This window comes from Tritonibacter multivorans (assembly GCF_001458415.1).
GTDB classification, from domain to species: domain Bacteria; phylum Pseudomonadota; class Alphaproteobacteria; order Rhodobacterales; family Rhodobacteraceae; genus Epibacterium; species Epibacterium multivorans.
Window position 1 is genome coordinate 16405 of record NZ_CYSD01000019.1, and the last position, 25639, is coordinate 42043.

At 61.3% G+C, this 25639-nt stretch carries 20 protein-coding genes; 10 read left to right on the forward strand and 10 right to left on the reverse strand.

Annotated elements, in window-relative coordinates; translation table 11 throughout:
• Positions 1-82: 82 nt before the first annotated feature.
• The 3 genes from TRM7557_RS06510 to TRM7557_RS06520 form a co-directional block, all read right to left on the reverse strand.
• Entirely contained in the window at positions 83-1078 is a 996-nt protein-coding gene (locus tag TRM7557_RS06510) for a taurine ABC transporter substrate-binding protein (RefSeq protein WP_058289416.1), read from the reverse strand.
• 297 nt (positions 1079-1375) lie between these two features.
• Positions 1376-2881, reverse strand: a complete 1506-nt coding sequence (gene dacB, locus TRM7557_RS06515) for a D-alanyl-D-alanine carboxypeptidase/D-alanyl-D-alanine endopeptidase (protein ID WP_082626533.1) — start codon at positions 2879-2881, stop codon at positions 1376-1378.
• 99 nt (positions 2882-2980) lie between these two features.
• Entirely contained in the window at positions 2981-3607 is a 627-nt protein-coding gene (locus tag TRM7557_RS06520; protein ID WP_058289418.1) for a nicotinate-nucleotide adenylyltransferase, read from the reverse strand.
• A gap of 147 nt (positions 3608-3754) precedes the next feature.
• Here TRM7557_RS06520 and TRM7557_RS06525 point away from each other — a divergent pair, with 147 nt between their 5' ends.
• Positions 3755-4633 (forward strand): bifunctional helix-turn-helix transcriptional regulator/GNAT family N-acetyltransferase, encoded by an 879-nt coding sequence (locus TRM7557_RS06525; RefSeq protein WP_058289419.1) that lies wholly within the window; start codon positions 3755-3757, stop codon positions 4631-4633.
• Positions 4634-4718: 85 nt separating this feature from the next.
• Here the strand turns inward: TRM7557_RS06525 and TRM7557_RS06530 are convergent, their stop codons facing one another.
• Entirely contained in the window at positions 4719-5375 is a 657-nt protein-coding gene (locus TRM7557_RS06530; protein ID WP_058289420.1) for a hypothetical protein, read from the reverse strand.
• Positions 5376-5617: 242 nt separating this feature from the next.
• Here TRM7557_RS06530 and ettA point away from each other — a divergent pair, with 242 nt between their 5' ends.
• Together ettA and TRM7557_RS06540 are read left to right on the forward strand one after the other, a co-directional pair.
• The gene (ettA, locus tag TRM7557_RS06535) at positions 5618-7285 is read left to right on the forward strand and encodes an energy-dependent translational throttle protein EttA (RefSeq protein WP_058289421.1); all 1668 of its coding nucleotides are present in this window, start codon (positions 5618-5620) and stop codon (positions 7283-7285) included.
• A gap of 395 nt (positions 7286-7680) precedes the next feature.
• Positions 7681-7944: a hypothetical protein gene (locus tag TRM7557_RS06540; RefSeq protein WP_058289422.1), complete on the forward strand. Its 264-nt coding sequence runs from the start codon at positions 7681-7683 to the stop codon at positions 7942-7944.
• Between the two features lie 95 nt (positions 7945-8039).
• On the opposite strand, the gene TRM7557_RS06545 is transcribed toward TRM7557_RS06540, so the two are convergent.
• A complete protein-coding gene (locus TRM7557_RS06545; protein WP_058289423.1) occupies positions 8040-8717 on the reverse strand; it encodes an arylesterase in 678 nt (225 codons plus the stop codon).
• Between the two features lie 51 nt (positions 8718-8768).
• Between TRM7557_RS06545 and TRM7557_RS06550 the strand changes: the two genes are divergently transcribed.
• Positions 8769-9491: an ABC transporter ATP-binding protein gene (locus TRM7557_RS06550; RefSeq protein ID WP_058289424.1), complete on the forward strand. Its 723-nt coding sequence runs from the start codon at positions 8769-8771 to the stop codon at positions 9489-9491.
• The gene (locus TRM7557_RS06555) at positions 9488-12010 is read left to right on the forward strand and encodes an ABC transporter permease (protein WP_058289425.1); all 2523 of its coding nucleotides are present in this window, start codon (positions 9488-9490) and stop codon (positions 12008-12010) included. The genes TRM7557_RS06550 and TRM7557_RS06555 overlap by 4 nt, the downstream gene beginning before the upstream one ends.
• Here TRM7557_RS06555 and TRM7557_RS06560 read toward each other — a convergent pair.
• Both TRM7557_RS06560 and gltX read right to left on the reverse strand, forming a co-directional pair.
• The gene (locus TRM7557_RS06560) at positions 12007-12462 is read right to left on the reverse strand and encodes an RrF2 family transcriptional regulator (protein ID WP_058289452.1); all 456 of its coding nucleotides are present in this window, start codon (positions 12460-12462) and stop codon (positions 12007-12009) included. The genes TRM7557_RS06555 and TRM7557_RS06560 overlap by 4 nt on opposite strands.
• Before the next feature lie 161 nt (positions 12463-12623).
• Positions 12624-13949 carry a glutamate--tRNA ligase gene (gene gltX, locus TRM7557_RS06565; RefSeq protein ID WP_058289426.1) on the reverse strand — a complete coding sequence of 442 codons (1326 nt, stop codon included), beginning with the start codon at positions 13947-13949 and terminating at the stop codon, positions 12624-12626.
• 251 nt (positions 13950-14200) lie between these two features.
• Here gltX and TRM7557_RS06570 point away from each other — a divergent pair, with 251 nt between their 5' ends.
• Positions 14201-15151 carry an MBL fold metallo-hydrolase gene (locus tag TRM7557_RS06570; protein ID WP_058289427.1) on the forward strand — a complete coding sequence of 317 codons (951 nt, stop codon included), beginning with the start codon at positions 14201-14203 and terminating at the stop codon, positions 15149-15151.
• A 3-nt stretch (positions 15152-15154) separates the two neighbouring features.
• Here the strand turns inward: TRM7557_RS06570 and TRM7557_RS06575 are convergent, their stop codons facing one another.
• Both TRM7557_RS06575 and TRM7557_RS06580 read right to left on the reverse strand, forming a co-directional pair.
• Positions 15155-16501 carry an NAD(P)/FAD-dependent oxidoreductase gene (locus tag TRM7557_RS06575; protein WP_058289428.1) on the reverse strand — a complete coding sequence of 449 codons (1347 nt, stop codon included), beginning with the start codon at positions 16499-16501 and terminating at the stop codon, positions 15155-15157.
• Between the two features lie 122 nt (positions 16502-16623).
• Positions 16624-18291 carry an NAD+ synthase gene (locus tag TRM7557_RS06580; RefSeq protein ID WP_058289453.1) on the reverse strand — a complete coding sequence of 556 codons (1668 nt, stop codon included), beginning with the start codon at positions 18289-18291 and terminating at the stop codon, positions 16624-16626.
• A gap of 247 nt (positions 18292-18538) precedes the next feature.
• Here TRM7557_RS06580 and TRM7557_RS06585 point away from each other — a divergent pair, with 247 nt between their 5' ends.
• From TRM7557_RS06585 to TRM7557_RS06600, 4 genes are all read left to right on the forward strand, one after another.
• Positions 18539-19990 carry an MORN repeat-containing protein gene (locus tag TRM7557_RS06585; protein WP_058289429.1) on the forward strand — a complete coding sequence of 484 codons (1452 nt, stop codon included), beginning with the start codon at positions 18539-18541 and terminating at the stop codon, positions 19988-19990.
• A 16-nt stretch (positions 19991-20006) separates the two neighbouring features.
• Positions 20007-21023, forward strand: coding sequence for a hypothetical protein (locus TRM7557_RS06590; protein ID WP_058289430.1), 1017 nt, complete (start codon positions 20007-20009; stop codon positions 21021-21023).
• Positions 21024-21319: 296 nt separating this feature from the next.
• Positions 21320-22894, forward strand: a complete 1575-nt coding sequence (locus tag TRM7557_RS06595; RefSeq protein WP_058289431.1) for a 2-isopropylmalate synthase — start codon at positions 21320-21322, stop codon at positions 22892-22894.
• 162 nt (positions 22895-23056) lie between these two features.
• Complete coding sequence (locus TRM7557_RS06600) at positions 23057-24547, forward strand: tetratricopeptide repeat-containing sulfotransferase family protein (RefSeq protein WP_165592421.1); 1491 nt, start codon at positions 23057-23059, stop codon at positions 24545-24547.
• Between the two features lie 79 nt (positions 24548-24626).
• Here TRM7557_RS06600 and TRM7557_RS06605 read toward each other — a convergent pair whose 3' ends face one another.
• Positions 24627-25421: a 23S rRNA (adenine(2030)-N(6))-methyltransferase RlmJ gene (locus TRM7557_RS06605; protein WP_058289433.1), complete on the reverse strand. Its 795-nt coding sequence runs from the start codon at positions 25419-25421 to the stop codon at positions 24627-24629.
• Between the last annotated feature and the right edge of the window lie 218 nt (positions 25422-25639).

The following is a 25639-nucleotide window of genomic DNA, read 5'->3' on the forward strand; positions in this document are numbered from 1 at the left end:
CCCCCCTCGTTCGTGTGAGTTCGTTTTGTGAAGAAGCGGGAGGCCCGGACAGACCGGCGCCTCCCCTTTTGGTCAGCCTGCGTTATTCGCTTGCAGACTGCAGGAAAGAGGCGTCCACCGCCCCCTCATAGGAGTCGAGCGTCGACGGGATGGAGCCCGCACCTTTGAACACGTCAGCCACGCCGCCCATAAAGGCCTGTGCGCCACCACCGAGCCATTTTGCGCTCAGCTGCTCTTCGACCGACGGGAAGGTGAAAGTGGCCAGCGATGCAGCGGCGTCCGCTTCGGACATGCCTGCGTCCTTGGCGATCACCGGCAGCATCTCTGCGGTTTTGTCGCCCGCGTTCCACATGGCGTTCATGTCTGCGGTGACCTTCAAGAAGTCGCTCAGCAGTTCGCCTTCGGCGGCTGCGAAGTCTTCGGTGGTGGAGGTCACGTCAAACACCAGAATGCCCAGCTCTTCTTTTTCGGCGCCGGTCAGCAGCACATTGCCGTGCTCTTTCATGCGACGCAGACCACCGCCATAGCCACAGGCCATGTCGACATTGCCCTGGCTCAGCGCAACCGCGCCATCCGGCGGCGCCATGTCGACAACCTCAAGGGAGCCCACGTCGACACCAAAGTGGTTCATCTGCGACAGGAAACCATAATGCGCGGCGGTGCCGATCGGCACGGCGACTTTCTTGCCTGCCAGATCAGCAGCAGTGGTTTTGTCGATTTCCAGCGCGGTGGCCACGACACAGTTGTCGTTCTCCGAATAGCTCACCGCGACATCGACGATCTGCAGGTTCTGACCCGCAGAGGCCGCAACCACGAAGGGCGGCACACCCTGGCTGACCGCGATCTGTACATCGCCCGAGGCCATCGCCGCAGACATTGCGGTCCCGGTGTCGAAGGACACCCAGTTGACCTTCACGCCCAGCGCTTCGTCATAGATGCCGTTGGCTTTGCCGTACTGGAACGGCATCGGCCATTCGAGGAAATAGGCGACGGTAATTTCATCAAGCGCTTGCGCCGAGGTTGCGCCCAGAAGGGCAGCGGCAGCAGTGGCGAGCGCCAGCTTGGTCTTCAATGACATGGATCTTCCTCCTTGTTGAACTTTTGCGCGGGAGTGGATGTCCCGTTCTTGTTCGTAGAGGCCCTGTTTTTTGAATTTCTGTACTCAGGCCTGAAGGTAGCGTGGCCCCCGAAGGGGCGCTCTGGCAATGGGGGAGTAAAACTGGACCGACCCAAAAAGCAATCTGGGCTTATCAAAAACCAGACAAACCTCTGCCGGACCCATTCAGATGGTGAAAATTACATCATCTGTTTCAGAGACTTGCCGCAGCCGAGGTGAACAATGCAGCTCTGGCCTATGTCGCCGATTCCGCTGCCGCTAGGCGCTGTGCAAATGGGCCCAACGTTCAATCAATTGCAGCTGCAGACGCTTGGCCCTTGCGTTCCAGCTCTTGGCGCCGCGGGGGCGTTCGCGCTGGCTGCGCGCGATTCCCGCGCGTTTGTCCAAATCCGCAGAGAAAATCGCAAACACCAGTTCGCGCCCATCCGCCGTGGTGACAAAGCCCCCAAGGCCAGAGACAAAGTTCAGCGTGCCGGTCTTTGCCATCACCTTTACCGGGTGATCATAAAGCGGGCGGCCTTTGCTGTCTTTGAGGTGGACCTGCTTCAGCAAAGGCTTCAGCTGCCCCATGCCATGCGCTGCCGACAGCGCCCGCACCAGATCGGTTGCAGACAGGCGGGAATCTTCGCCCAAGCCCGAATGGTCGACCAAAAGGCTGCTGGTCATGCCGTATTTAACCCGCGCCCATTCGCTCATCTGTCGGGCGGAAGACGCCAGATTGGTCATATCCCCACCGATCCGCGCGGTTGCGGCCAGGCCGATCATCTCGGCCATCAGGTTATTGGAATATTTCAACATATCCTTCAGCAGCTTCGTCAGCGGTTCGCTGGAATGCTGCGCAATAGGCGTGCCTTCTGGGGCCTGATCCAGAAACTCTGGCACCCCCAGCCGCAATCCTTTGTCGCGCGCGATGGTGCGGAACACATCCGCCGCATACAGACCGGGACGGCGCACCGGCAACCAGCGCGCGCCCTCTTTGCCCAGCGCCGCACGCGCCACCGACCAGCTGTCCACGCCGCGTTCGTGCAGATAGGCAAAGACCGGGGCGGACCGGTCGACGATTTTCATCCGCGCCATGGTCACATCCGGGCGACGGTGCGCGGTCCGTGCCTGCAGGGTGGTGTTCCACCCTTGGCCTGCCCGTTTCCATTCAAAATGCACCCGGTTGAAATTCAGCGCCAGCCCCGAGATCGCCGGGCTGTAGCCCAGATAATCCGGCTGACCGGGATCGATGGTTGGCACGTAAGGCAGCGCCCGGTCCCAGACGAGGAACCGCCCGCGCACTTCGACCACCCCTGCGGCCTTCAGGTCGTCGGCCAATGCAGCCAGATGGTCACTGTCCATGGTCGGATCACCGCCACCCGCCAGGATCAGATCGCCTTGCAAAACACCTGCGGTCACAGGCCCCGTGGTCAACAGACGCGTGCGGAAGCGGTGGCTGGGGCCCAGCACATCCAGCGCATACAGCGCGGTCAGCGCTTTGGTCACGCTGGCAGGCGGCAGACCAATGTCACCGTCGCGCTGTTCCAAAACACTGCCGGTCGCCGCATCCGCCACAGCAAAATGGGTCTCACCGCTGACATTAGCCGCGCGCAGGATCGCCTCCAGCCCACGCTCACCGGGCGTGGTGCCGGTGACGGGGCGCATTTTGGGACGCGGTGCGCTGTCTGGCCCGGTGAAAGGCAACAGCCCCTCGGTCTGTGCCTGCGCGGCAGTGCCAAGAGCTCCGAGAGCGGCGGAAAGGAAGAGACGGCGTGAAATCATGTCAGTCAGGTTGAAACAAAAACCCTGCGATTGCGCAAACGGATTTCCACAGCGAATGCGGCCCTGTCCACAGTTTTCTGCAAATAGTTGCCGAAGCGATCACGCCTCGGGCTTTGTGGTCCAATCACCGGCCGCGCGGATCTCGCTGCTGCTCGCCTTGTTCATCGGCACATTGATAAAACACCAGGCTGGGGCCTTGGCCTGTGCCAGCGCCTGACTTTGCCCGCCTGACAGCCTGTAGGGTGCGTAAATCCGTGCCGCAGGCGACAACCGCGCCGAAATCCGTTCTCCCGGACGGGCCAAAATCCCTACGGGCACCGTCTCAAGGATCTGCTGCCAGTCTTTCCAGCGGTGGAAATGCGCAAGATTATCCGCCCCCATGAGCCAGACAAAGCGCACATTGGGGTACAGTTTGCGCAGATGCCGCAGCGTCTGCGCCGTATAGCGCGTGCCCAGCCGCCCTTCGATATCCGAGATCTGCACGCGGGGGTGCTGCATGATCTCGCCCGCCGCAGACATCCGCCGCGCAAGGCTTGCGGGCGCATGTTCCTTCAGCGGGTTGCCCGGGCTGACAAGCCACCACATCTGATCCAGACCAAACCGTTTCATCGCCGCACGGCTGATCTGCACGTGGCCATCATGCGGCGGGTCAAAAGACCCCCCCAAAAGGCCCACAGTCATCCCCGGCGCAACAAAGGGGCGGTCGAAAGAAGGGATTCTGGTCATCGGCTCCCTGATGCACATAGCAGGGCGGGGAAATCAATGGCTTGCGTGCGCCGTCCCGTCACTTCCTTGCGATGGTTGACATTCATCAACTATCATCGCAAAAACCCATCGCAAATAGTTGACCAACGCCAACCAAAGGCCGCCCACATGAGCTTTGACGCCATTTCCCGCATTCGCCGCTTCAACCGCGCTGTTACCCGTGAAACAGGCGTATTGGACCACAGCTTTCTGGGGCGCGGCCGCCCGCTTGGCCCGGCGCGGGTGCTAAACGCCATTGGCGCGGGCCACAGCGATCTGGAGGCCCTGCGCCGCTACCTTGGGTTGGACAAAACAGTGCTCAGCCGCTATCTCGCGGGGCTGCAAAAAGACGGGCTGCTGGATCTGGTCCCCGCCCCCACCGACGGCCGCCGCCGCCGGGCCCAGCTGACACCGGCAGGGGTCACGGAATTTACCGCCTATGAGGCGCTGTCGAACACACAGGCGCAGGTGCTGCTGGACCGCCACCCCCGCCCCGAGGCGCTTTTGGCGGCGATGGATCTGATTGCCTCGGCGCTGGGGCGTGATGAGGTCGAGATTGCGGTCGCCGATCCCACGGATCCCCGATCCGTCAGCTGTCTGGAGGCCTACTATAATGAGCTCGCGGCGCGGTTTGATCAGGGGTTTGATGTGTCGCTCTCGGCAGATCCCGAAGCGGATGATATGCGCCCCCCACGCGGCACCTTCCTGCTGGCGCTGTCTGACGGGTTGCCGCTGGGCTGTGTCGGCCTCAAGGGCACGGACAAGGGATACGGAGAGATCAAGCGCCTGTGGATTTCCCCCGCCGCGCGCGGCATGGGGCTGGCGCGGCGTCTGATGGGTTCGGTTGAGGACGCGGCGCGGGATCTGGGGATCGGCTTGTTGCGACTGGATACAAATTCCGCCCTGCCCGAAGCGGTAGCGCTGTATCAGGCCACTGGCTGGACCGAGATCGAGCGGTTTAATGAGGATCCCTATCCGGATTATTTCTTTGAGAAAGCCGTGACATGACACCGTCGTTCGAAACAAAACACCCCAAAACACAGCCTTCCAGCACCGAAGGCATTTCACACCCCAAAGCTGTACGAAGCCGCCATCACGGTTCTTTTTTAGAAGGCGCGATAGACACATTCACCTGCGGCGCGGAATTAAACCCTGAGGTCTTCAATTCTTCTTTTATCATTGAAGCGGCCTCCATACGAGCAAACTTTAGCTGAGTTGCCAATTCCCTGTTTCCCATAAACCCATTCATGCGTGCCTGGCACAGGCCAAAAATGGTATCACGATAGAACTGCAACCCTTGTGACCGTTTGGTCGCAAGCGCGGCTGAAGTGACCAAGGATTTTTCAAAAGCGACCTCTTGCGACACTTGTCCACTGGTATTGGAGGCGTTGCCGCCAAAGCTTGCCGCCACGGCTTCAAGTGAATCTGGGGATGGTTCGGCGCAGAAAACAGTGTCGGACACAAAAGCATCGGGGTCCTGTGCCTTAATTTTTGCAATTTCATCGGTTCCAAGATGTTTAATCAGAACCAAACGACGCTCAGCTGTGGTGGAAAGTGTTTCGACAAACTTACCTTCGCTGGACGTTCTATTTACAATTACTGGATTTGCTTTTCTCTCGGTGAACACCGCACACCCGGAAAAGAACACCGTCACACACAGAAATAGAGAAACCTTCATTTCATCACCCATTAACAAAAAACACACATCCAAGAATTCAAACACAAACAAACCAAACTGCAAAAAGATCATGCGTCGTAATCAAAAAGTTTAAAATAGACAAAAAACTGACCAAATGGTATGATAATAGTGGCAACCAACGGATAGCACATATCCTGGCCGATTGCGGTCCGCGATATCTTTCATGAAGCACACCAACGCCTACCCAAACGGCTGAAGTCTGTTCGGTGTCATCAACAACCCCAATTGCCCCCCGCCCGCGCTTGGGTTATCACCTCCGCCAACCAGTTTCCCCTAGTGACGGAGCGCTCACAATGGCTTCCTATCAATATGTCTACCACATGGAAGGGGTCTCCAAGACCTATCCTGGTGGCAAGAAATGCTTTGAAAACATTCACCTGTCCTTCCTGCCCGGCGTGAAAATCGGTGTGGTCGGCGTCAACGGCGCCGGTAAGTCCACGCTGATGAAGATCATGGCCGGCATGGACAAGGACTTCACCGGTGAGGCCTGGGCCGCCAAAGGCGCCAAGGTCGGCTACCTGCCGCAGGAGCCGCAACTGGATGAGAGCCTCACCGTGCGTGAAAACGTCATGCTGGGCGTGGCCGACAAAAAGGCGCAGGTGGACCGTTTCAACCAGATCGCGGTTGAGATGGCCGAGAACTACACCGACGAGCTGATGGAAGAGATGACGACCCTGCAGGACGCCATCGACGCCGACAACCTGTGGGATCTGGACAGCCAGATCGACGTCTCGATGGAAGCGCTGCGCTGCCCGCCGGATGACGCGCAGATCAAGGATCTGTCGGGTGGTGAAAAACGCCGCGTGGCCCTGTGCAAGCTGCTCCTTGAAGCGCCTGACATGCTGCTGCTCGACGAACCGACCAACCACCTGGACGCCGAAACCATCGCCTGGCTGCAGCAGCACCTGATCGACTACAAGGGCACCATCCTCTGTGTGACCCACGACCGGTATTTCCTCGATGACATCACCGGCTGGATCCTCGAACTGGACCGGGGCCGTGGCATTCCCTACGAAGGCAACTACTCCAGCTGGCTGGAACAGAAAGCCAAACGTCTGGAGCAGGAAGCCCGCGAAGACAAAGCCAAGCAAAAAACGCTGGAGCGCGAACTGGAATGGATGCGTCAGGGCCAGAAAGCCCGTCAGGCGAAATCCAAAGCCCGTATTGCCGCCTATAACGATCTGGCCTCTCAGTCCGAGCGTGAAAAGGTCGGCCGCGCGCAGATCGTCATCCCCAATGGCCCGCGTCTGGGGGGCAAGGTAATCGAGGTCGAGAACCTCTCCAAACACTATGGCGACAAGCAGCTGGTTGAAGGTCTGAACTTCTCCCTGCCGCCGGGGGGTATTGTCGGTGTGATCGGCCCCAACGGCGCCGGTAAATCGACCCTGTTCAAAATGCTGACCGGTCAGGAACAGCCGGATGAGGGCTCTGTCACCTATGGTGACACCGTGAAACTGTCCTATGTGGACCAGTCCCGCGATGACCTGAACGATGGCGACACCGTCTGGGAAGCGATCTCTGGCGGCGCGGAAATCATCGAACTCGGCGATGCGCAGGTGAATTCTCGCGCCTATTGTTCTTCGTTCAACTTCAAAGGCGGCGACCAGCAGAAGAAGCTGAACCTGCTGTCCGGTGGTGAGCGCAACCGCGTCCACATGGCGCGTCTACTGAAAGAAGGCGGCAACGTCCTGCTGCTCGACGAACCGACCAACGATCTGGACGTCGAAACCCTGCGGGCACTCGAGGACGCGCTGGTGGATTTCGCGGGCTGCGCCGTGGTCATTTCGCACGACCGTTTCTTCCTTGACCGGATCTGTACCCATATTCTGGCCTTTGAGGGCGACGCGCATGTGGAATGGTTCGAGGGCAACTTTGAGGACTATGAAGAGGATAAAAAGCGCCGACTCGGTCCTGATGCCTTGGAGCCCAAGCGTCTCAAGCACAAGAAATTTGCGCGCTAACAGTGCCTAATAAATAAACAATCACTCAAACGGGGCGGCCTTAGGGCTGCCCTGTTTCCGTTAACGAAACAATTTAACGAATATTTTATGACTTGGCGCGTTTCCGCCAACCCTCTCATTTTTGGTGGTTTTATTCATATTTCAGCAACGGTTGCTTAACCATTACGTTAACTTTTCCAACTTCTTAGGAGAAGTGAGTGTAGTGTTAATGCTAGGATGGCTGCGTAAGGACCTGTTCAGCATGGGACCTCGCCAGCGCAACGTCTTGTAGGAAGAGCCGTCAGATCCGCAATATGAAGCCCTTTTTCGCCCTGAAATTGGCGAGAGGGAGGGCTGATAGGACAGCGGGCTGAAAGCGTATCGGGATCAAATGTCGACGGAGGAGGAGACGCGTTATGGCATTCGTAGGTTTGACATTCGGCACGATTTTCGGCCTCGCAACCGCCGTTCTGGCCTACACGCTTTTGGGCGTTCCGCTGTTTTTCTGTTTCCTCATTTATGCCTTCTCCGGCGCGGCATTCACGATGCTGACCATTCTGGGGCTCTATGCGCGGGGGGGGCATTGGGACGCCCCGACCGACATCGACGCAGAGTTTGATCGCCAAATGTCCCGCGAAGGTCGCGCGCGAAAAAGCGATTTCCACATCGACGTTGCCTAAATACGGGGCCCTGTTACGGGACCCTGATACGGGGCATTGGTGCGCCACCGAGCCGATGAAATGCGGACTGCCGATGCAATCACCCTAGTCCACGCCTAGTCCACGCGCCTCGCTGCAGCCAACCTGTCCACCATATCCAGCACAACCGGCCCAATCACCGCGATATTTGCCGCCACCCCGTCGCGATTTGGATGGATGCCATCCGCCTGCATAAAGGCGCGCCAGCCCTGCGGATCCTCACCAGCCTGAAGGCGCATCCCGGCAAAGGCATCCTCAACAAGCGGGGCATCAAATTCTGCTGCCAAATCCGTGTAGATGGCATCAAAGGACGTCTTGTACCCGGCACCATAGTTCAACGGGGCCTTCATGCCGATCAGCACAGGCGTCACGCCCTGCTGCGTGGCCGTCGACAGGATCTGGTGCAGGTTTGCGCGGCTTTGCTCTGGCGGCAGCCCCCGCAAAAGGTCATTGCCCCCCAGCAACACAACCAGAACATCCGTCTGCTCTGACAGGGTCCAGGCAACCCGTGCCGCCCCTCCGGCTGTGGTGTCGCCAGAAACCCCGGCATTGGTCACGGTGACATCGGCCCCTTCCGCGCGCAGCCACGCCTCGAGCTGCGGCACCAGCCCTTCGCCCTGCGGCAACCCATAGCCCTGCACCAGACTGTCGCCAAACGCGGTGATCTGCAGCGGTGCAGATCCGGTCTCAGCTGCGACAGATCCGCCCGCCAGCAGCCCAACACTCAATAAAAATGCACCAATCTGCTTGCGCATGGCCTGTGCAACTCCATATCCATTCAAAGATTTAGCCGGAGGCCCGTGTTCATGACCCCTGCCCAACATCCCCAAGATGGGGACGCGCTCCTGACACTCCAAGATGCGGTTTTGACATTGGATGGCAATAGCGGCCCGGTGGAGATCCTGCATGATATCTCGTTGGAGGTGCGCAAAGGCGAAACATTGGCGCTGGTGGGGCCGTCCGGGTCGGGGAAATCGTCGTTGTTGATGTTGATGGGCGGGCTGGAGCAGGCAACCGCAGGCAGGATCACCGCGCTAGGGCAGGATCTCACCGCAATGGGCGAGGACGCGCTGGCGCGGTTTCGCCGCGCGCATATGGGCGTGGTGTTCCAAAGCTTCCACCTCATCCCAACCATGACCGCCCTTGAAAACGTGGCCACCCCGCTGGAACTGATGGGAGCACGGGACGCCTTTCAACGTGCCAAGGCAGAGCTGGAGGCCGTGGGCCTCGCTCATCGCGCCGATCACCTGCCTGCGCAGATGTCGGGCGGCGAACAGCAGCGCGTCGCGCTGGCGCGCGCGCTGGCCCCGCGCCCGGCGCTGATTTTGGCGGATGAACCCACGGGCAATCTGGATCAGACCAATGGCGCCGCCGTCATGGACCTGCTGTTTTCGCTGCGCGACCGCCATGGGGCGACGCTGGTGATGGTGACCCACGCCCCGGAACTGGCCGCGCGCTGTGACCGGGTGATCGCCTTGCGGGACGGGCGCATTCAACCCGAAGACAGCGCGCAAGAGGCCGCCGAATGAACGCACATTTCCGCGCGCATCTGGCGCTGGCCTGGACCTTTGCCCTGCGCGAATTGCGGGGCGGCCTGCGCGGGTTCCGTCTGTTTCTGGCCTGTCTTGCGCTTGGCGTGGGCGTCATTGCCGCCATCGGATCGATCCGCGCCTCAATCGAGGCCGGTCTGGCCCGCGAAGGCGCAAGCCTTCTGGGCGGCGACGCCGAAGCGACGCTGACCTACCGCTTTGCCAGCGACGAAGAACGCGCCTGGCTTGCCTCCCACGCCACCCGCTTGTCCGAGGTCGTGGAGTTCCGCTCTATGGCTGTCGTCGGCGAAGAACGTGCCCTGACGCAGGTGAAGGCGGTCGATGACCTCTACCCCCTGCGTGGTGAAATCCGGCTTGATCCGCCCCTGGCGCTGCCTGACGCCCTCGCCGGTCATCAGGGCGTGATGGAGCGGGTTCTGGCCGACCGGTTGGGCCTTGCAGTGGGCGACAGCTTCCGCCTGGGCGATCAGGCCTTCACCCTGTCGGCAATCCTGACATGGGAGGCCGATGCGGCCGGATCCGGTTTTGCCATTGGCCCCCGCACGCTGGTGCGGACCGAGGCGCTGGCGACCTCGGGGCTGCTGGCACCGGGGACGCTGTTTTCCACCAAATACCGGCTGGAATTGCCCGCGAGTGCCAATCTTGCGGCACTGGAACGCGCTGCCAAAGCGCAATTCGCCGATGCGGGTCTGCGCTGGCGCGATGCGCGCAATGGCGCGCCCGGGATTGCCCGGTTTGTGGAACAGCTGGGCGGGTTTCTGGTTCTGGTCGGCCTGTCGGGGCTGGCTGTGGGCGGCGTTGGGGTCTCGACCGCTGTGCGCGCTTATCTGGCGGGCAAGACCGCGACCATTGCCACCCTGCGCACGCTGGGGGCGGAACGCCGGGTGATTTTCCTGACGTACTTCCTGCAGGTCGGCGCGCTGTCGCTTGCAGGCATTGCGCTGGGGCTTCTGCTCGGGGGACTGGGGCCCGTGCTTCTGGGTCCGCTGATCGCCGCGCAGCTGCCGTTTCCGGCGGTGTTCTCCGTCTACCCTTCCGTACTGGCCGAGGCCGCTTTGTACGGTGTGCTGACAGCCCTGCTGTTCACCCTCTGGCCGCTGGCGGGGGCAGAGCGTGTACGTGCAGCCACCCTGTTCCGCGAGGCCCGCACCGGTGGCTTCCATGTGCCTGCGCCCCGCTTTCTGGTGGCCACTGCTGTGCTACTGGCTGTTCTGGTCGGCTCTGCCGCGCTGTTCAGCGGCTCGCCTTTGCTGACGCTCTGGACGCTGGGCGGTCTGACCGGGGCGTTGGCCGTTCTGCTGGTCGCGGCCTTGCTGCTGTCGCGGCTGTCACGGGTGGCAAACCGCTGGGCGCGCGGTCGCCCGGCCCTGCGGTGGGCGCTCGCCGCGATTGCATCGGGGCGCGATGGGGCTGCACCCGCCGTGCTGGCCCTGGGTCTGGGGCTGACTGTGCTGGCTGCCATTGGCCAGATCGACGGTAATATGCGCCGTGCCATTGCCGGTAACCTGCCGGACGTGGCGCCATCCTATTTCTTTGTCGACATTCAGCGCGACCAGATGCCCGGTTTTCTGGCCCGCACCGAAGGCGACGCCGCCGTGTCCCGCGTCGAAAGCGCGCCGATGCTGCGCGGGGTGATCACCCGCATCAATGGCCAACCCGCAACCGAGGTTGCAGGCGACCACTGGGTCATTCGCGGCGACCGGGGGGTGACCTATGCGGGCGCGAAACCTGCAAACACCACTGTCACAGCAGGCGAATGGTGGGGGCCGGATTATGTCGGGGAACCGCAGATTTCCTTTGCCGCTGAAGAGGCCGAGGAAATGGGCCTGAGGCTGGGCGACAGCATGACCGTAAACGTGCTGGGCCGGGACATCACCGGCACCGTCACATCCTTCCGCGAGGTGGATTTTTCAAACGCGGGCATGGGCTTCATTCTGGTGATGAACGAGGCCGCGCTGGCGGGCGCGCCACACAGCTATATCGCCAGTGTCTACGCACAGCCCGAGGCAGAGGCCGCAATCCTGCGTGATCTGGCGCGGGCCATGCCCAATATCACCGCCATCCGCGTCCGGGACGCGATTGACCGCGTGTCTGAAATCCTTGGCCAATTGGCCCGCGCCACGGCCTATGGGGCGGCGGCAACACTGCTGACCGGGTTTCTGGTGCTGTTAGGCACCGCCGCGGCGGCAGAACCCGCACGGCGGTACGAGGCAGCTGTGCTGAAAGCGCTGGGGGCCGAACGTGCCCAGATCCTGCGCAGTTTTGCCCTGCGATCGGCCCTGTTGGGGCTGGCGGCGGGCGTTGTTGCGCTGGTTGCGGGCATTGTCGGCGCCTGGGCGGTGAACACATTTATGTTCGAGGCCGACTTTGTGGTGATCTGGCCCAATGTGCTGATGGTGATCTCGGGCGGTGTGCTGGTCACCCTGCTGGCCGGGCTGGCCTTTGCCTGGGGGCCTTTGGCGGCGAAACCAACCCGCGTCCTCAGGGCACGCGACTAGCGGGCCGCGGCACCGCAACTGACCGGGTTCAGGATCTTTTCCAACTCGACATTGTCGCAGATCAGGCTTTCGAGCGTCACATCATCCAATGCCCTGTAAAAGGCCTCGGCAGCGCGGGTCAGCGCCGCGCGCAGGCGGCAGGCATCGGTCAGCGGGCAGGTGTTGTCCACGTCGGCAAAACATTCGACCATCGGCAAGTCACCTTCGACATCACGAAAGACATCGCCAATGACGATTTCCTTTGGATCCCGGCGCAGGATCAACCCGCCATTGCGGCCGCGCTGCGTGGTGACGTAACCAAGCTGGCTCAGCTGGTTCACAACCTGTGCCAGATGGTTTTCCGAGATATTGCAGACCTCGGCCACCTGCGATTTGGTCACCAGTCGATCCCGGTGCGTGGCACAGAACATCAGCAGTCTGACGGCGATATTGGTCCGTTTGGTAATGCGCATGATCCATGCCTCCATCTGGGTTTCGATGGGTCTGCTATGGCACGGATCACAAAAGCCTGATTTGACATGCATCAAATCGCCGCAGTTTTTCCTTCAAAGAGGGGCAAACGAAAACGGCACCCCGAGGGATGCCGTCTTTGATTGCTGTTTTCGCTCGCGCCTTAGCCGCGCGCGCGCACCACCTGCATCAGGGACAGCAGCACACCCATGTCGGGGCCGCGCTCCATGCCGGTTACCGCCTTGCGCAGCGGCATAAACAGGCCTTTGCCTTTGCGACCGGTGGCGTCCTTGACGGCGGTTGTCCAAGCCTTCCAGCTGTCACCGTCATAAGGGCCTTCGGGCAGCATCGCCATGGCTTCCGCGATGAAGTCCTTGTCCTCATCTGCGATCAGCGGATCGGACCCATTGACGCAGAGATCCCACCATTTGCCCAGATCCTTGAGGGTGGAGATGTTTTCCTTGGCCATGGACCAGAAGGCCCCCTGCTTGTCAGCAGGCACGCCAATTGCGTCCAGTTCACCTTTGACGTCCGCAACGTCCAGACCCTGCAGATAGCGGGCGGTCAGCGGGTAGAGGTCATTGCTGTCAAATTTGGTCGGCGCAGAGCCAAAGCGGGAAATGTCGAAACCTTCGATCAGCTCGGACATTTCAGAGCGCAGTTCCACCGGATCAGAGGAGCCCAGACGCGCCATCAGCGACAGCAGCGCCATTGGTTTCACACCTGCTTCGCGCAGATCACGCAGCGCCAAGGTGCCCAGACGTTTGGACAGCGCCTCGCCCTGAGGGCCGGTCAGCAGCGAGTGATGCGCGAAATCGGGGCAGTTGCCGCCCAGCGCGTTGATGATCTGGATCTGGGTTGCAGTGTTGGTGACGTGGTCCGAGCCGCGCACAACATTTGTCACGCCCATATCGGTGTCATCGACCACAGAGGCGATGGTATAGAGCACCTGACCGTCGCCGCGGATCAGCACCGGATCGGAAACCGAGGCCGCATCGATGGAGATGTCGCCAAGGATGCCGTCGGTCCACTCAATCCGTTCGTGGTCCAGCTTGAAGCGCCAGACGCCATCGCCGCGTTCGGCGCGCAGCGCGTCTTTTTCTGCGTCCGACAGCGCCAGCGCTGCCCGGTCATAGACCGGCGGCTTGCCCATGTTCAGCTGTTTCTTGCGCTTGAGGTCCAGTTCAGTGGGCGTCTCGAACGCCTCGTAGAAGCGGCCGATCTCGCGCAGCTTGTCGGCGGCTTCAGCATAAAGATCCAGACGTTCGGACTGGCGTTCCACTTTGTCCCAGGTCAGACCCAGCCATTCCAGATCTTCCTTGATCGCATCGACGTATTCTTCTTTCGAGCGTTCTGGGTCGGTGTCGTCAATGCGCAGGATGAAGGTGCCGCCCGCCTTGCGGGCGATCAGGTAATTCATCAGCGCGGTGCGCAGGTTGCCCACGTGAATATATCCGGTGGGCGACGGAGCAAAACGGGTGGTGGTCATCAACTATCTCCTGTTGATCGGTCTGTCTCACATGGGGGGCGGTTTGTCCAGTTTGGCGGGGCAAAGAGCGCGCCCTGACGGGCGCGGCCTCCGGCGGGGATATTTGGAAAAAGATGAAACCCCGCCCGCAGAACATCGGCAGAGCCCCCTTTGTAGGGCGCGGCGGAAAACAATTCGTGAAGTCCCCTCGCCTTGCCTCTGCACTGGGCTAGCTCGATCTGGATAGAACAGACGTTCATCAGGAGGTCCAAATGTCCCTAAAACTGAGCCGCCGCGCGGCCCTTGCCGGAGCCGCAGCCGCGCCCCTGTCCGCAACCTTGGCCGCGACCGTGACTGCAACCATTGCCACCCCAGTTCAGGCCGCAGCCCCTGCGGCACCGTCCAAAGCCCGCGCTTTTCAGATTGGCGATTTCACCGTCACAACACTGCTGTCCGGCAGCGTCGCTCGGGATGGTATGAAGGAGATCTTTGGCGGCGGCGCGGCGGATGCCGACTGGACCCGCGTGGCGGAGGAGAACTTTGTCTCGCCGGATGCGGGGCAGTTTTACTTCACGCCCACGTTGGTCACCACACCATCTTCCGAAACCATCCTGTTTGATACTGGGCTTAATGCCGGATCCATCACCGCGGCGCTGGCGGATGCGGGCAGGACGCCGGAGGACGTGGATGTGGTGGTCCTCACCCATATGCACCCTGACCATATTGGCGGCATGATGAGCGAAGATGGCCGCCCCACCTTCGCCAATGCCCGCTATGTCACAGCTGCGCGCGAGTATGATTTCTGGGCTGCCATGGAGGCCGGGAACAGGGTTGGTGATCTGGTGGCCAAGAACGTCACCCCGCTGGCGGAAAAGATGAGCTTTATTGATGGCGGCGGCGCGGTCATCTCTGGCGTGACTGCGATGCCTGCCTATGGCCACACGCCGGGGCATATGAATTACATGCTGGAAAGCAATGGCGCGCAGATGGTGCTGATTGCGGATCTGGCCAACCACTATGTGTTCAGCTTTGCCCGTCCCGAATGGGAGGTGCGCTTTGACATGGACAAGGCAGCGGCCACCGCCGCGCGGCGTGAGATGCTGGGCATGCTGGCCGCTGACCGGCTGCCGATGATTGGCTATCATATGCCTTTCCCGGCGGCGGGGTTTGTGGAAACACGCGGCGACGGCTTCCGCTATGTGCCGGTCAGCTATCAGCTGTAAAGATCAGCTGGCGGGCTGGGCCACAGCCTCTGGCGCGGCACGCCGCCCCTTGCGGGTGAACCGTGACAGGGCAAACGGTGTGGGATCCACAATGGCAGGGTCGCCGGTCACCAGATCGGCGGTCAGTTTGCCTGCGGCAGGCCCAATGCCAAAGCCATGGCCGGAATAGCCCGTGGACACAAACAGCCCCGGCAGGGTTGGCACCTCGGAGATCACCGGGATTTCATCCGGGGTCACATCAATGAGCCCGCCCCAGCTTTGGGTCACATCGGCCTGCTCCAGCACCGGGAAAGCATCGCGCGCGGCCGCAAGGGCCTTGCGGATCGCGGTGGGCCAGGGTTTTGGGTCCAGAACGCGGGTGCGTTCAAAAGGCGACCGGTCCTGCGCCCCCCAGCCATAGCTGTCGGCGACCTCATCGCCCCAGCGGTCGCCCATACGCAGACGGACATTGCCCATATCCCGCAGATAGGCGGGCAGGAACCGTGGTCCAAGGCGCAGCAGATCCGGCACCAGATCCACAACATTATTGCCGCCCCCGGCGACGGTAAAGCCACCATCCGCGCGTTTGCGGATCGAAAAGCCACGCGACCAGACGGTGGTGTCGGGGATGCCATCGACCCCTGACAGGCGCATGACCGAGTTCAGAACCTTCAGCTGCGGCAGAAATATCCCTTCATTGCGCAGGAACAGGCGCGACCACGCGCCGCCCGCCACCACAACAGCGGTCGCCCGCACGCGGCCTTTTTCCGTCACCACACCCGAGATCGCGCCGCCTTCGACATCCAGGCGCCGCACGGCGCAGCCGGTGACAATCGTGGCCCCCGCCGCCTGCGCGCCGGTGGCAATGGCATGGGTGGCCCATTGCGGCTCTGCCCGGCCATCAAAAGGGGTATGGAACCCGGATCGCAGGCGGCCGCCATAGCCCGGCAGCAGGGCGTCCAGCCCCTGCCCGCGCAGCATCCCGCCCGGCAGGTCCAGATCCCGCAGATGCTGTGACCAGCGTTCAAGCTGTGCTTCGCGCCGCGCCGTGCGGGCGGTGTAGACAATGCCAGAGGTGGTATAGCCTGTGCGCTGGCCGGTGCGCGCCTCCAGGCCTTCCCACAGAGGAAAGGCCTGCATCATCAGCGCCAGTTCACGCGGGTCACGCTGGCTCAGCCGCACCCAGCCCCAATTGCGCGACGATTGTTCGCCCGCCAGCTGGCCCTTTTCACACAAAAGGACAGAGTGGCCTCTCTCGGCCAGTTCCAGAGCGGTAGTCGCGCCAATAATGCCGCCGCCGATGACAACAACATCGACCTCAGCAGGCAGGGTGCGATCCGCATCAAATTGGGGCAGCGCGGGTGCAGACATGCCCCCGTTCTAGAGTGCCCCCGAAGGCGCGGCTAGCTGGCAAACGGAGGCAAGGGCCAATGGCCCGCGCCTGTGTTATTCGCGCCTCAGTTGACGCCCTGATTGATGCCAGATCCGGCCAATCAGGAGGGATCGCGCCAGCGGTTGGCGATCGGGTAACGGCGGTCCAGCCAGAACGCCCGTGGCGTCAGACGCGCGCCAGGGGCGGACTGAAAGCGCTTGTATTCGCTGATATACAGCAGGTGTTCCACCCGTTTGGCCACATCCCGGTCAAAGCCCGCTTCGACACAATCTGCAATGGCCCCCTCTTGGTCGACCAGAATGTCCAGAATGGCATCAAGTTCCGGGTAATCCGGCAGGGAATCGCTGTCTTTCTGATCCTCGCGCAGCTCCGCACTTGGCGGCTTGTCGATAACATTGGGGCGGATCACTTCGCCGTCCGGGCCCATCATCCACGCGCGGTGATTGGCATTGCGCCAGCGGCAGGTTTCAAACACCCGCGTTTTATAGAGATCCTTGATCGGATTATAGCCGCCGTTCATATCGCCATAGATGGTGGCATAGCCCACGGCGACCTCGGATTTATTGCCGGTGGTCAGCAGTATTTCACCAAATTTGTTGGACATCGCCATCAACAAGAGGCCGCGCAGGCGGGACTGGATGTTTTCTTCGGTCAGCCCTTCATCGAGACCCGCAAACAGCGGCGCCAGCGTATTGGTGATGGCCGCGCGACCTTCGGAAATCGGGACATAGTCGTAATGCACGCCCAGCGCCTCTGCCACGGCCTCGGCATCCTCAAGCGATTCCTGAGAGGTGTATTCCGAAGGCAGCATCACGCAGCGGACGTTTTCCGCACCCAGCGCATCCACGGCGATGGTGGCAACAATGGCCGAATCCACCCCGCCCGACAGGCCAAGCAGCACCTTCTTGAAGCCGGTCTTGCGCATGTAATCGCGCAAGGACAGCACCATGGTGTGATAGTCCTGTTCCCATTCATCCGGGATGGGCGCCTTTTCACCCTCAACAATGCGCCAGCCATCGCCCGGGTTTTCCAGATCCACATGGGTGACGCATTCGTCGAACACCGGCATCTGCAAGGCCAGCGCGCCACCAGGGTTCAGGGCAAAGCTGCCGCCGTCAAAGACCTGATCGTCCTGACCGCCGACCATATTGAGGTAGATCACCGGCAGGCCTGTCTCGATGCAGCGGGCGACCATATGGTTTTGGCGCACTTCCATCTTATTGCGGAAATAGGGCGACCCATTAGGGATCAGCAGGAACTCTGCCCCGGTTTCTTCCAGCGTCTCGGCCACGTCTTCGTGCCAGCCATCCTCGCAGATGGGCGATCCGATGCGGGTATTGCCAACGCTGTAGGGACCACCCAGAGGGCCTGCATCAAAGATCCGCACCTCGTCAAAGACGGTTTCATTCGGCAGGTGATGCTTCAGCACCTTGGAGGCGATATTGCCATCCTTCAGGATCAGATAGGCGTTAAAAAGCTTGCCATCTTCGGCCCAGGGACACCCAATGGCAAGCGCTGGGCCTTCGGCGACCTCCACCGCGAGGGCTTCCACCGCAGCCATGGCCGCGCGGTGGAAGGCGGGCTTCATCACCAGATCCTGCGTATTGTAACCGGTGATGAACATCTCCGGCAGCGCCACAAGATTGGCCCCGGCCTCGCGGCCTTGCTCCCATGCCGCGCGCGCCTTGGCGGCATTGCCGTCCAGATCGCCCACTGTCGGGTTCAACTGTGCCAGTGTCACGCGAAAACGGTCGCCCGTGAAGCTCATGGAAAGGATCCCCTGCTCGCAGATTTCGTCCAATGTCTGTCCAAAGCCCTTACCTGCAACCGGCGCGAAGGGCCAGCCCAAAGGCCCCGCGACGCGCTGTACCGGGCAGCAACCCGTTGCGCACGCGCAGGAAAGCACCGGCAAAACCGTTGCGGGGCGGGCTGTGCTCGCTTAGGGTCTGGGCAAACCGCTACCCATTTGGCACGCGGCCACACACACGGCCCAATTTTGCGACAAGAGGTACGTCATGCCCCGCATCCACCCTGCTCTTTTGCTGACCGCAAGCTTCGCCCTGGTGCAGCTGCCTCTTGTGGCCGCGCCGGCCTTTGCCCAAAGCAGCCAGATTTCCAGCAAGCAGGACGAAGTTGGCGGCGTCTATGAGGGCACATTCAAAGGCGGCTTGCAGCATGGGCAGGGCACCTACCGGCTGCCCGATGGCTATGAATATTCCGGCGAATGGGTCGAAGGCGAAATCCGCGGTCAGGGTGTGGCGCGCTTTGTCAATGGATCGGTCTATGAGGGTGAATTTGCCAAAGGCAAACCCGAAGGCATCGGCAAGATCACCTATACCGATGGTGGCACCTACGAGGGCGAATGGTCCGATGGCGAAATCAACGGCCAGGGTGTGGCGATCTATGCCAATGGCGTGCGCTACGACGGGCAGTTCCTGAACGCCCGCCAGCATGGGCGCGGCGTGATGATGATGCCGGGCGGCTATTCCTATGACGGCGACTGGGTCGAGGGACGCAAAGAGGGCAACGCCCGCATCACCTATGGCACTGGCGCGGTCTATGAGGGCGCGATAAAGGGCGGCAAACTGCACGGCAAGGGCAAGCTGACCCTGCCGGATGGGCTGGTCTATGAGGGCGATTGGACCGAGGGCCAGATGACCGGAACCGGTCGCCTGACACAGCCCAATGGCGATATCTATGATGGCCCGCTGGTGGATGGTCGCAGGCAGGGACAGGGACGTCTGGCCTATGCCAATGGCGATGTCTACGAGGGCGAATTCATGGATGGCCTGCGCGAAGGCATGGGCACCTTTCGCGGCGCTGACGGCTATGTCTACCACGGGGAATGGAAGGCCGGGCAAATCCACGGCAAGGGCGAAGTGACCTATGCCAATGGTTCGATCTACGAGGGTGAATTTCAGGATGACCTGTCGCATGGCGTGGGCCGCATCACCTATGCCGATGGCGGCACCTACGAGGGCCAGTGGAAAGCCGGCATGATCGATGGCACTGGCGTTGCCACCTATCCCAATGGCGTCACCTACTCCGGGGACTTCAAAGGCGCGAAATTCGATGGCTTTGGGATCATGACCTATGCGGATGGCTACCAATACGAAGGCAATTGGAAAGCCGGGCTGCGCGAGGGCAGCGCCAAGGTGGTTTATGCGGATGGCTCTGTCTACGAAGGCCAGTTCGCCGCAGGTCAACGTCAGGGTCAGGGCAAAGTGACCATGCCCGACGGGTTCGTCTATGAAGGCGAATGGCGCGAAGGCAAGATCAGCGGCGAAGGCGTGGCGCGCTATGCCAATGGTGACGTCTACACCGGCACCTTTGTTGATTCCAAACGTCAGGGTCCGGGCACCATGCGCTATGCCAGCGGTCAGGAGGCCTCTGGGCTCTGGGACGATGGGGCGTTGACCTCGGGCCGGGCCGGTGAGCAGGCGCCTGAACAGCCGACCAGCGAATAAGTCATCGCAGGCGTCGATGGCTTGGCTGGTTTTCACAGTATTTGGCACGGGCGCTGCTGCCACGCGCCAACAGGGCGAACTGTCCTTTGCCGTGCTGTCCGCCCTGAAACAGGGGCTGGAGGTCGAGGGCGCTGCGCCGGTTCAGATCCTGCTGTTCTGTGACGCCGCCAATCAGCGCAGCGATCTGCCGGTCCACCATCTGATCCACGACACCGACCCCGGCCTTTGCGGCGGGCTCCGGATGGTGGCCGATCACCTTGCGGCCCCCTTCGTGATGGTCGCAACCGCCAGCGTCTTCAAATCGCCGCCTGCGCGTCTGTTTGACGGTCTGACGGATCGCCCGTTGGTGCAGTCCGAGACCGGCCTGCTGTCCTCCCAAGCGGGGTACGAGACCTTTGTCGACCACATCATCGCACACAGCGGCACCAGACCCGCAGCCGACGCCCCGGCCTATGATCTAGGGGTATTGGGCCTTGACCCCTCGCGGGGGTACTTTTCATTTCTCAACAAAAACAACTCTTCCATAGGAATCAATACCTCAGAAAGATCAAATTTCGAACATTTCGACCTGATTCAGCGCATCGCGTCCTTGGGCCGACCTGATGTCGCTGACGCCCTTGTCACGCTTTACACCGGACGCCGTCACCCCATCCGCCATGTCTATCACGGGATGCAACGGTCGATGTTCCCTGCCGGTCAGCCGGTGAACTGCGCGCTGGCGTCGCGACTGCCGGAAGTGAAAATGCCCCCCAGCCCCTTTGGCCTGCGACTGCGGGCGAAACTGGGGGCGATGCGACGCGGTTTCGGCCTTGGCACGACTGCGGGCTACCACGCTTATCTCTGTGCTTTTGCCGCACCCACGGACGATGGCCGCGATGTCTGGGCCAATATTGCGCTGGATCACCTAGAGGCCTCCCTCGCCCCGCGCGACAGGCTGGCACGTGCCCTGCCCCGGCTTGCGCAGGACGCTCTGGACGCCGCCAAACTGCGGCCTGACACCACCGCGCGCTGGCTGGCCTTCTGGCGAGGGTGAGCCCCGTCTAATCCCCGCCCCTGCCTTGGGGAAAAAATTCCTCTTTCCATTCACGGCTTGGCCTGTATAAAAACGCCCCATGACCATGAACGCAGATATCCTTTCTCTGGACGCCACCACCCGTGGCGCGGCTCTGCGTGGCCTACTGCTCCTAGTCCGCCTCTGAGCGTGCCATCCGGCGCGCCCGCTCAGAGGATGTGCATGCGCGCCAAGGACTGGACCCCATTTTTCAAGCCCCCAACAAGATGCGTACCCAAACGGGTGGCTTTGATGACAGAGCAAGAAAGTTTACAGACATGACCACTGCTACCGACAAAGATCGCGTCCTGATCTTCGACACCACCCTGCGCGATGGTGAACAAAGCCCCGGCGCCACCATGACCCATGACGAAAAGCTCGAGATTGCAGAGCTGCTGGATGACATGGGCGTCGACATTATTGAGGCAGGTTTCCCCATCGCCTCTGAAGGCGACTTCCGCGCGGTGTCCGAGATCGCCGAGCGTTCCAAGAACTCCACCATTTGTGGTCTGGCGCGTGCGAATTTCAAAGACATCGACCGCTGCGCCGAGGCCGTGCGCAAATCGGCCCGCCCGCGCATCCACACCTTTATCGGCACCTCGCCGCTGCACCGCGCCATTCCGAACCTGTCGATGGACGAGATGGCCGAAAAGATCCACGACACCGTGACCCATGCGCGCAACCTCGTAGACAATGTGCAATGGTCGCCAATGGATGCCACCCGGACCGAATGGGATTACCTGTGCCGCGTGATCGAGATCGCGATCAAAGCAGGCGCCACCACCATCAATATCCCCGACACCGTGGGCTATACCGCGCCGGTGGAAAGCGCCGATCTGATCAAACGCCTGATCGAGACCGTGCCGGGTGCCGATGATGTGATCTTTGCCACCCACTGCCACAATGACCTTGGCATGGCGACCGCCAATGCGCTGGCCGCGGTAGCGGGCGGCGCGCGTCAGATCGAATGTACCATCAATGGTCTGGGCGAACGCGCGGGCAATACCGCGCTGGAAGAGGTCGTTATGGCGCTCAAGGTGCGCAATGACATTATGCCCTTCCACACCGGCATCGACACGCAGAAGATCATGCATATCTCGCGCCGTGTCTCGACCGTGTCGGGTTTCGTGGTGCAGCCGAACAAGGCGATTGTGGGCAAAAACGCCTTCGCGCATGAGTCGGGCATCCACCAGGATGGCATGCTGAAGAACAAAGAAACCTTTGAAATCATGCGCCCCGAAGATGTGGGCCTGTCGGGCACTTCGCTGCCCCTGGGCAAACACTCGGGCCGTGCGGCGCTGCGCGACAAGCTTGCGCAGCTGGGCTACGAGATCGGTGACAACCAGCTGAAGGATCTGTTTGTCCGCTTCAAAGAACTGGCCGACCGCAAAAAAGAGGTCTTTGACGACGATATCGTCGCGCTGATGCGCGTTGGCGAAGGCGGCGAAGATGATGCGCTGCAGCTGGTGTCGATGAAAGTCACCTGCGGCACCGGCGGCCCGGCAGAAGCCACGGTTGAGATGGAAGTGGATGGCCAAGACATCACCGCCACCTCCGAAGGCGACGGCCCGGTCGATGCAACTTTCAAGGCGATCCGCAAGATCCACGAAAGCACGGCGCGCCTGCAGCTCTATCAGGTGCACGCGGTGACCGCAGGCACCGATGCGCAGGCGACCGTCACCGTGCGCCTGGAAGAAGAGGGCAATATTGCCACCGGCGAAAGCGCCAATACCGATACGGTTGTGGCCTCGGCCAAGGCCTATATCCACGCGCTGAACCGTCTGATCGTACGCCGGGGCAAGGTGGGCGAAGGCGTCGATGCCCGCGAGATTTCCTATAAGGACGTGCACTGATCGTCCGCAGATCAAGATGACACATCAAAGAGGCGCAGGCACCAGTCTGCGCCTCTTTTGTGTCCAGCAAACACCAAAACCACTGGGTGGGCTCCTTGCCGATTTGGAAAGGAATTGGCGGCTATGGTTGTGGAAATACCCACTGCCAACGGCTCCTCTTTGATGACCAAACGCCAGCGCCCCTCTGCCAACACGCCCATCACCGACAATGCGGCCCTATCCCTTTATGCGGCGGACCTTGCGCTGGCAAAGTCGGCCTTTGACGCGCGCGCCTTCAGACGTGCGCTGGTGCTGCTGCAGCCGATGATCGCCGAACACCCCGACCAGACCGCGCCTCTGGACATGGCGGCCACCTGTTATTGGGAGCTTGGCAATTTGGCCCGCGCGATGGAGATCATGGATGTAATGGTCACCCTATGGCCAGAAAACGCAGCACTACTTGGCAAACGTGCGGCGCGGCATTTGTCGATAGGGCAGAAACAAGACGCCGCGCGGGACTTTCGTGCCGCTCTTCAGCTTACACCGAACAACCTGCAATTCCTTTCGGCACTAGAAAGGGTGGAGGGGATTGCCCCAAACAGCGCCGAGGCCAAAACCATCGAACGGCTTGCCGCCCGCCCCGGCCTGCCAGCGCCAGAGTTTGTCACCGCACAGAACACGCTGGGGCGGATCAAATTCACCTCTGACCCCGCTGCCGCAATGGCGCATTTTCTGGCGTCCAAAGACGCCACTCCCGGCTCCTATGCTCCGGCCAGTTTCGACGCTTTGGTCGCAAGCCACATCAAACACTTGCCCGCCGCAGTGGATGCCGGACCTCCGCCCCCGCGGGACCACCCCATACCTGTTTTTATCACCAGCCTGCCGCGCTCTGGCAGCACCCTCTTGGAAAGCATGGCGCTGGGACACAGCGACATTGCGACGGTTGGGGAAAGCATGGCCCTGACACAGGCCAGCGCCGGATTGAAAGCGGCCCTGCAACAGCAATTGTCCTTATCTGGCCACGATCCCTGGGCTTGGTGGGGCGCACTGCCGGACGGGCCACGTCAGCAGGTTCTGGACCGTATTGCACTTCTCTACCGCGAAAACAGCAGCCTGCCGCCGCAATCCCCCGGGGCCAGCCGCCCCCACTGGGTTGTCGACAAAATGCCCGGCAATGTTTTTGACATGGCCCTTGCGGGACTGGCCCTGCCCGAAGCGCGCTTTGTCTTTGTGCGGCGCCATCCGCTCGATGTGGGGCTTTCGCTGATCTCAAATGCGTTTCGGACCGGCCATGGCTTCAGCAAACAGCTAAACTGGATCGGCCATTATATTCGCGCCAATTATGCGGTTGTGGACGACTGCGTGGCCAAGCTGGGGCCACGGCTGCGCCAGCAGAGCTATCGCGCGCTGGTCCAGCAGCCCGAGGTACAGATGCGCGCCGTCCTCGACCACATCGGGGCAGACTGGCAAACCAGCTGCCTGTCTCCCGAAACCCGCAGCGACGCGGTACGCACGGCCTCCGTGGTACAGCTGCGCGCGGGCATCAATCAAAAGGGGCTGGAGAAATGGCGCCCATTTGAAGCAGAGCTCGCCCCCCTAATCGAGGCGCTTGGCGGCTGGGACTGGATCCATGCTTGGGAAGCGGCGGATGCCAAAATCGCCGCCACCCCATAGGCCAGCACAGCCCGTTCATCTTTTCAAAAATATCCCGGGGGAGGCCGCAGGCCGGGGGCAGCGCCCCCTACTCCTACCCCTACCTTAGCGCCGCGAAACGCGCCGCCAGCGCCTGCGCCTCGTCCTTCAGACCAAAGGGCGCATTGACCACAAACATGCCCGATCCCACCATCCGGTGGCCGTCGCGCGCCGGGGGAAAACGCACCTCGTGCCGTTCAGCCCCAGCCAGGTTCTGCGCCTCAAGTGCCGCCAGCATTGGTTCATGCGCACCATTGGTCAGGATCGGATACCACAGCGCAATCACCCCAACGTTCCATTTGCGATGCAGTTTGCCGATCGTCTTGGGGATCTGGACGTAATCGTCTTTGATCTCGTAAGAAGGGTCAATCAGCAACAGCCCCCGGCGTGGTTCCGGGGGCACAAGGGACTGCGCGAGGGCAAAACCGTCCTGCTGGTGAATACGCGCACCGCGCCCCTTTGGCAGGGTCTGCATCGCGTCGTGCAGGGCGGCACATTCCTGCGGGTGCAGTTCGGCCAGATGCATGGAATCACAGGCGCGCAGCATTTCAGCGGCCAGCAAAGGAGACCCCGCATAGGCCGCCTCACCGTGGCGTGCGCGCATTTCAGCGACCACTTTGGCATAGGGGTGATCGGCACCAAACCACTCCCGCACGGCTTCGATCCCCGAAGCGGCCTCGCCGGTTTTGACGGCTTCTTCTGACGCAAGGTCATAAAGCCCGCGCCCGGCGTGCGTTTCCAAATAGCTCAGCGGTTTGTCTTTGCGCGTGAGATACGCCAGCATCCAGGCCAGAAGCGCATGTTTCTGAACATCGGCCAAGTTGCCAGCATGAAAGATATGTTGATAGGACAGCATGTGCCCTCCTTAGCCCGTTTGTCTCCCATGGGAAACGGTCAATCGGTCCGCAAAGCGATGCGCTCACCGGCGGGAGTTTGCCCAAATCTTGCGCCTTTGCACAGATTCAGCACCGCAAAAGGGAAAGATGCCGCGCAATCCACCCTTTCGCGCTAACCCATGGCTGCTTATAAGATCTCTAACCGGTGGCTCTTATCCTAGAGTCGCATTGGCCAATA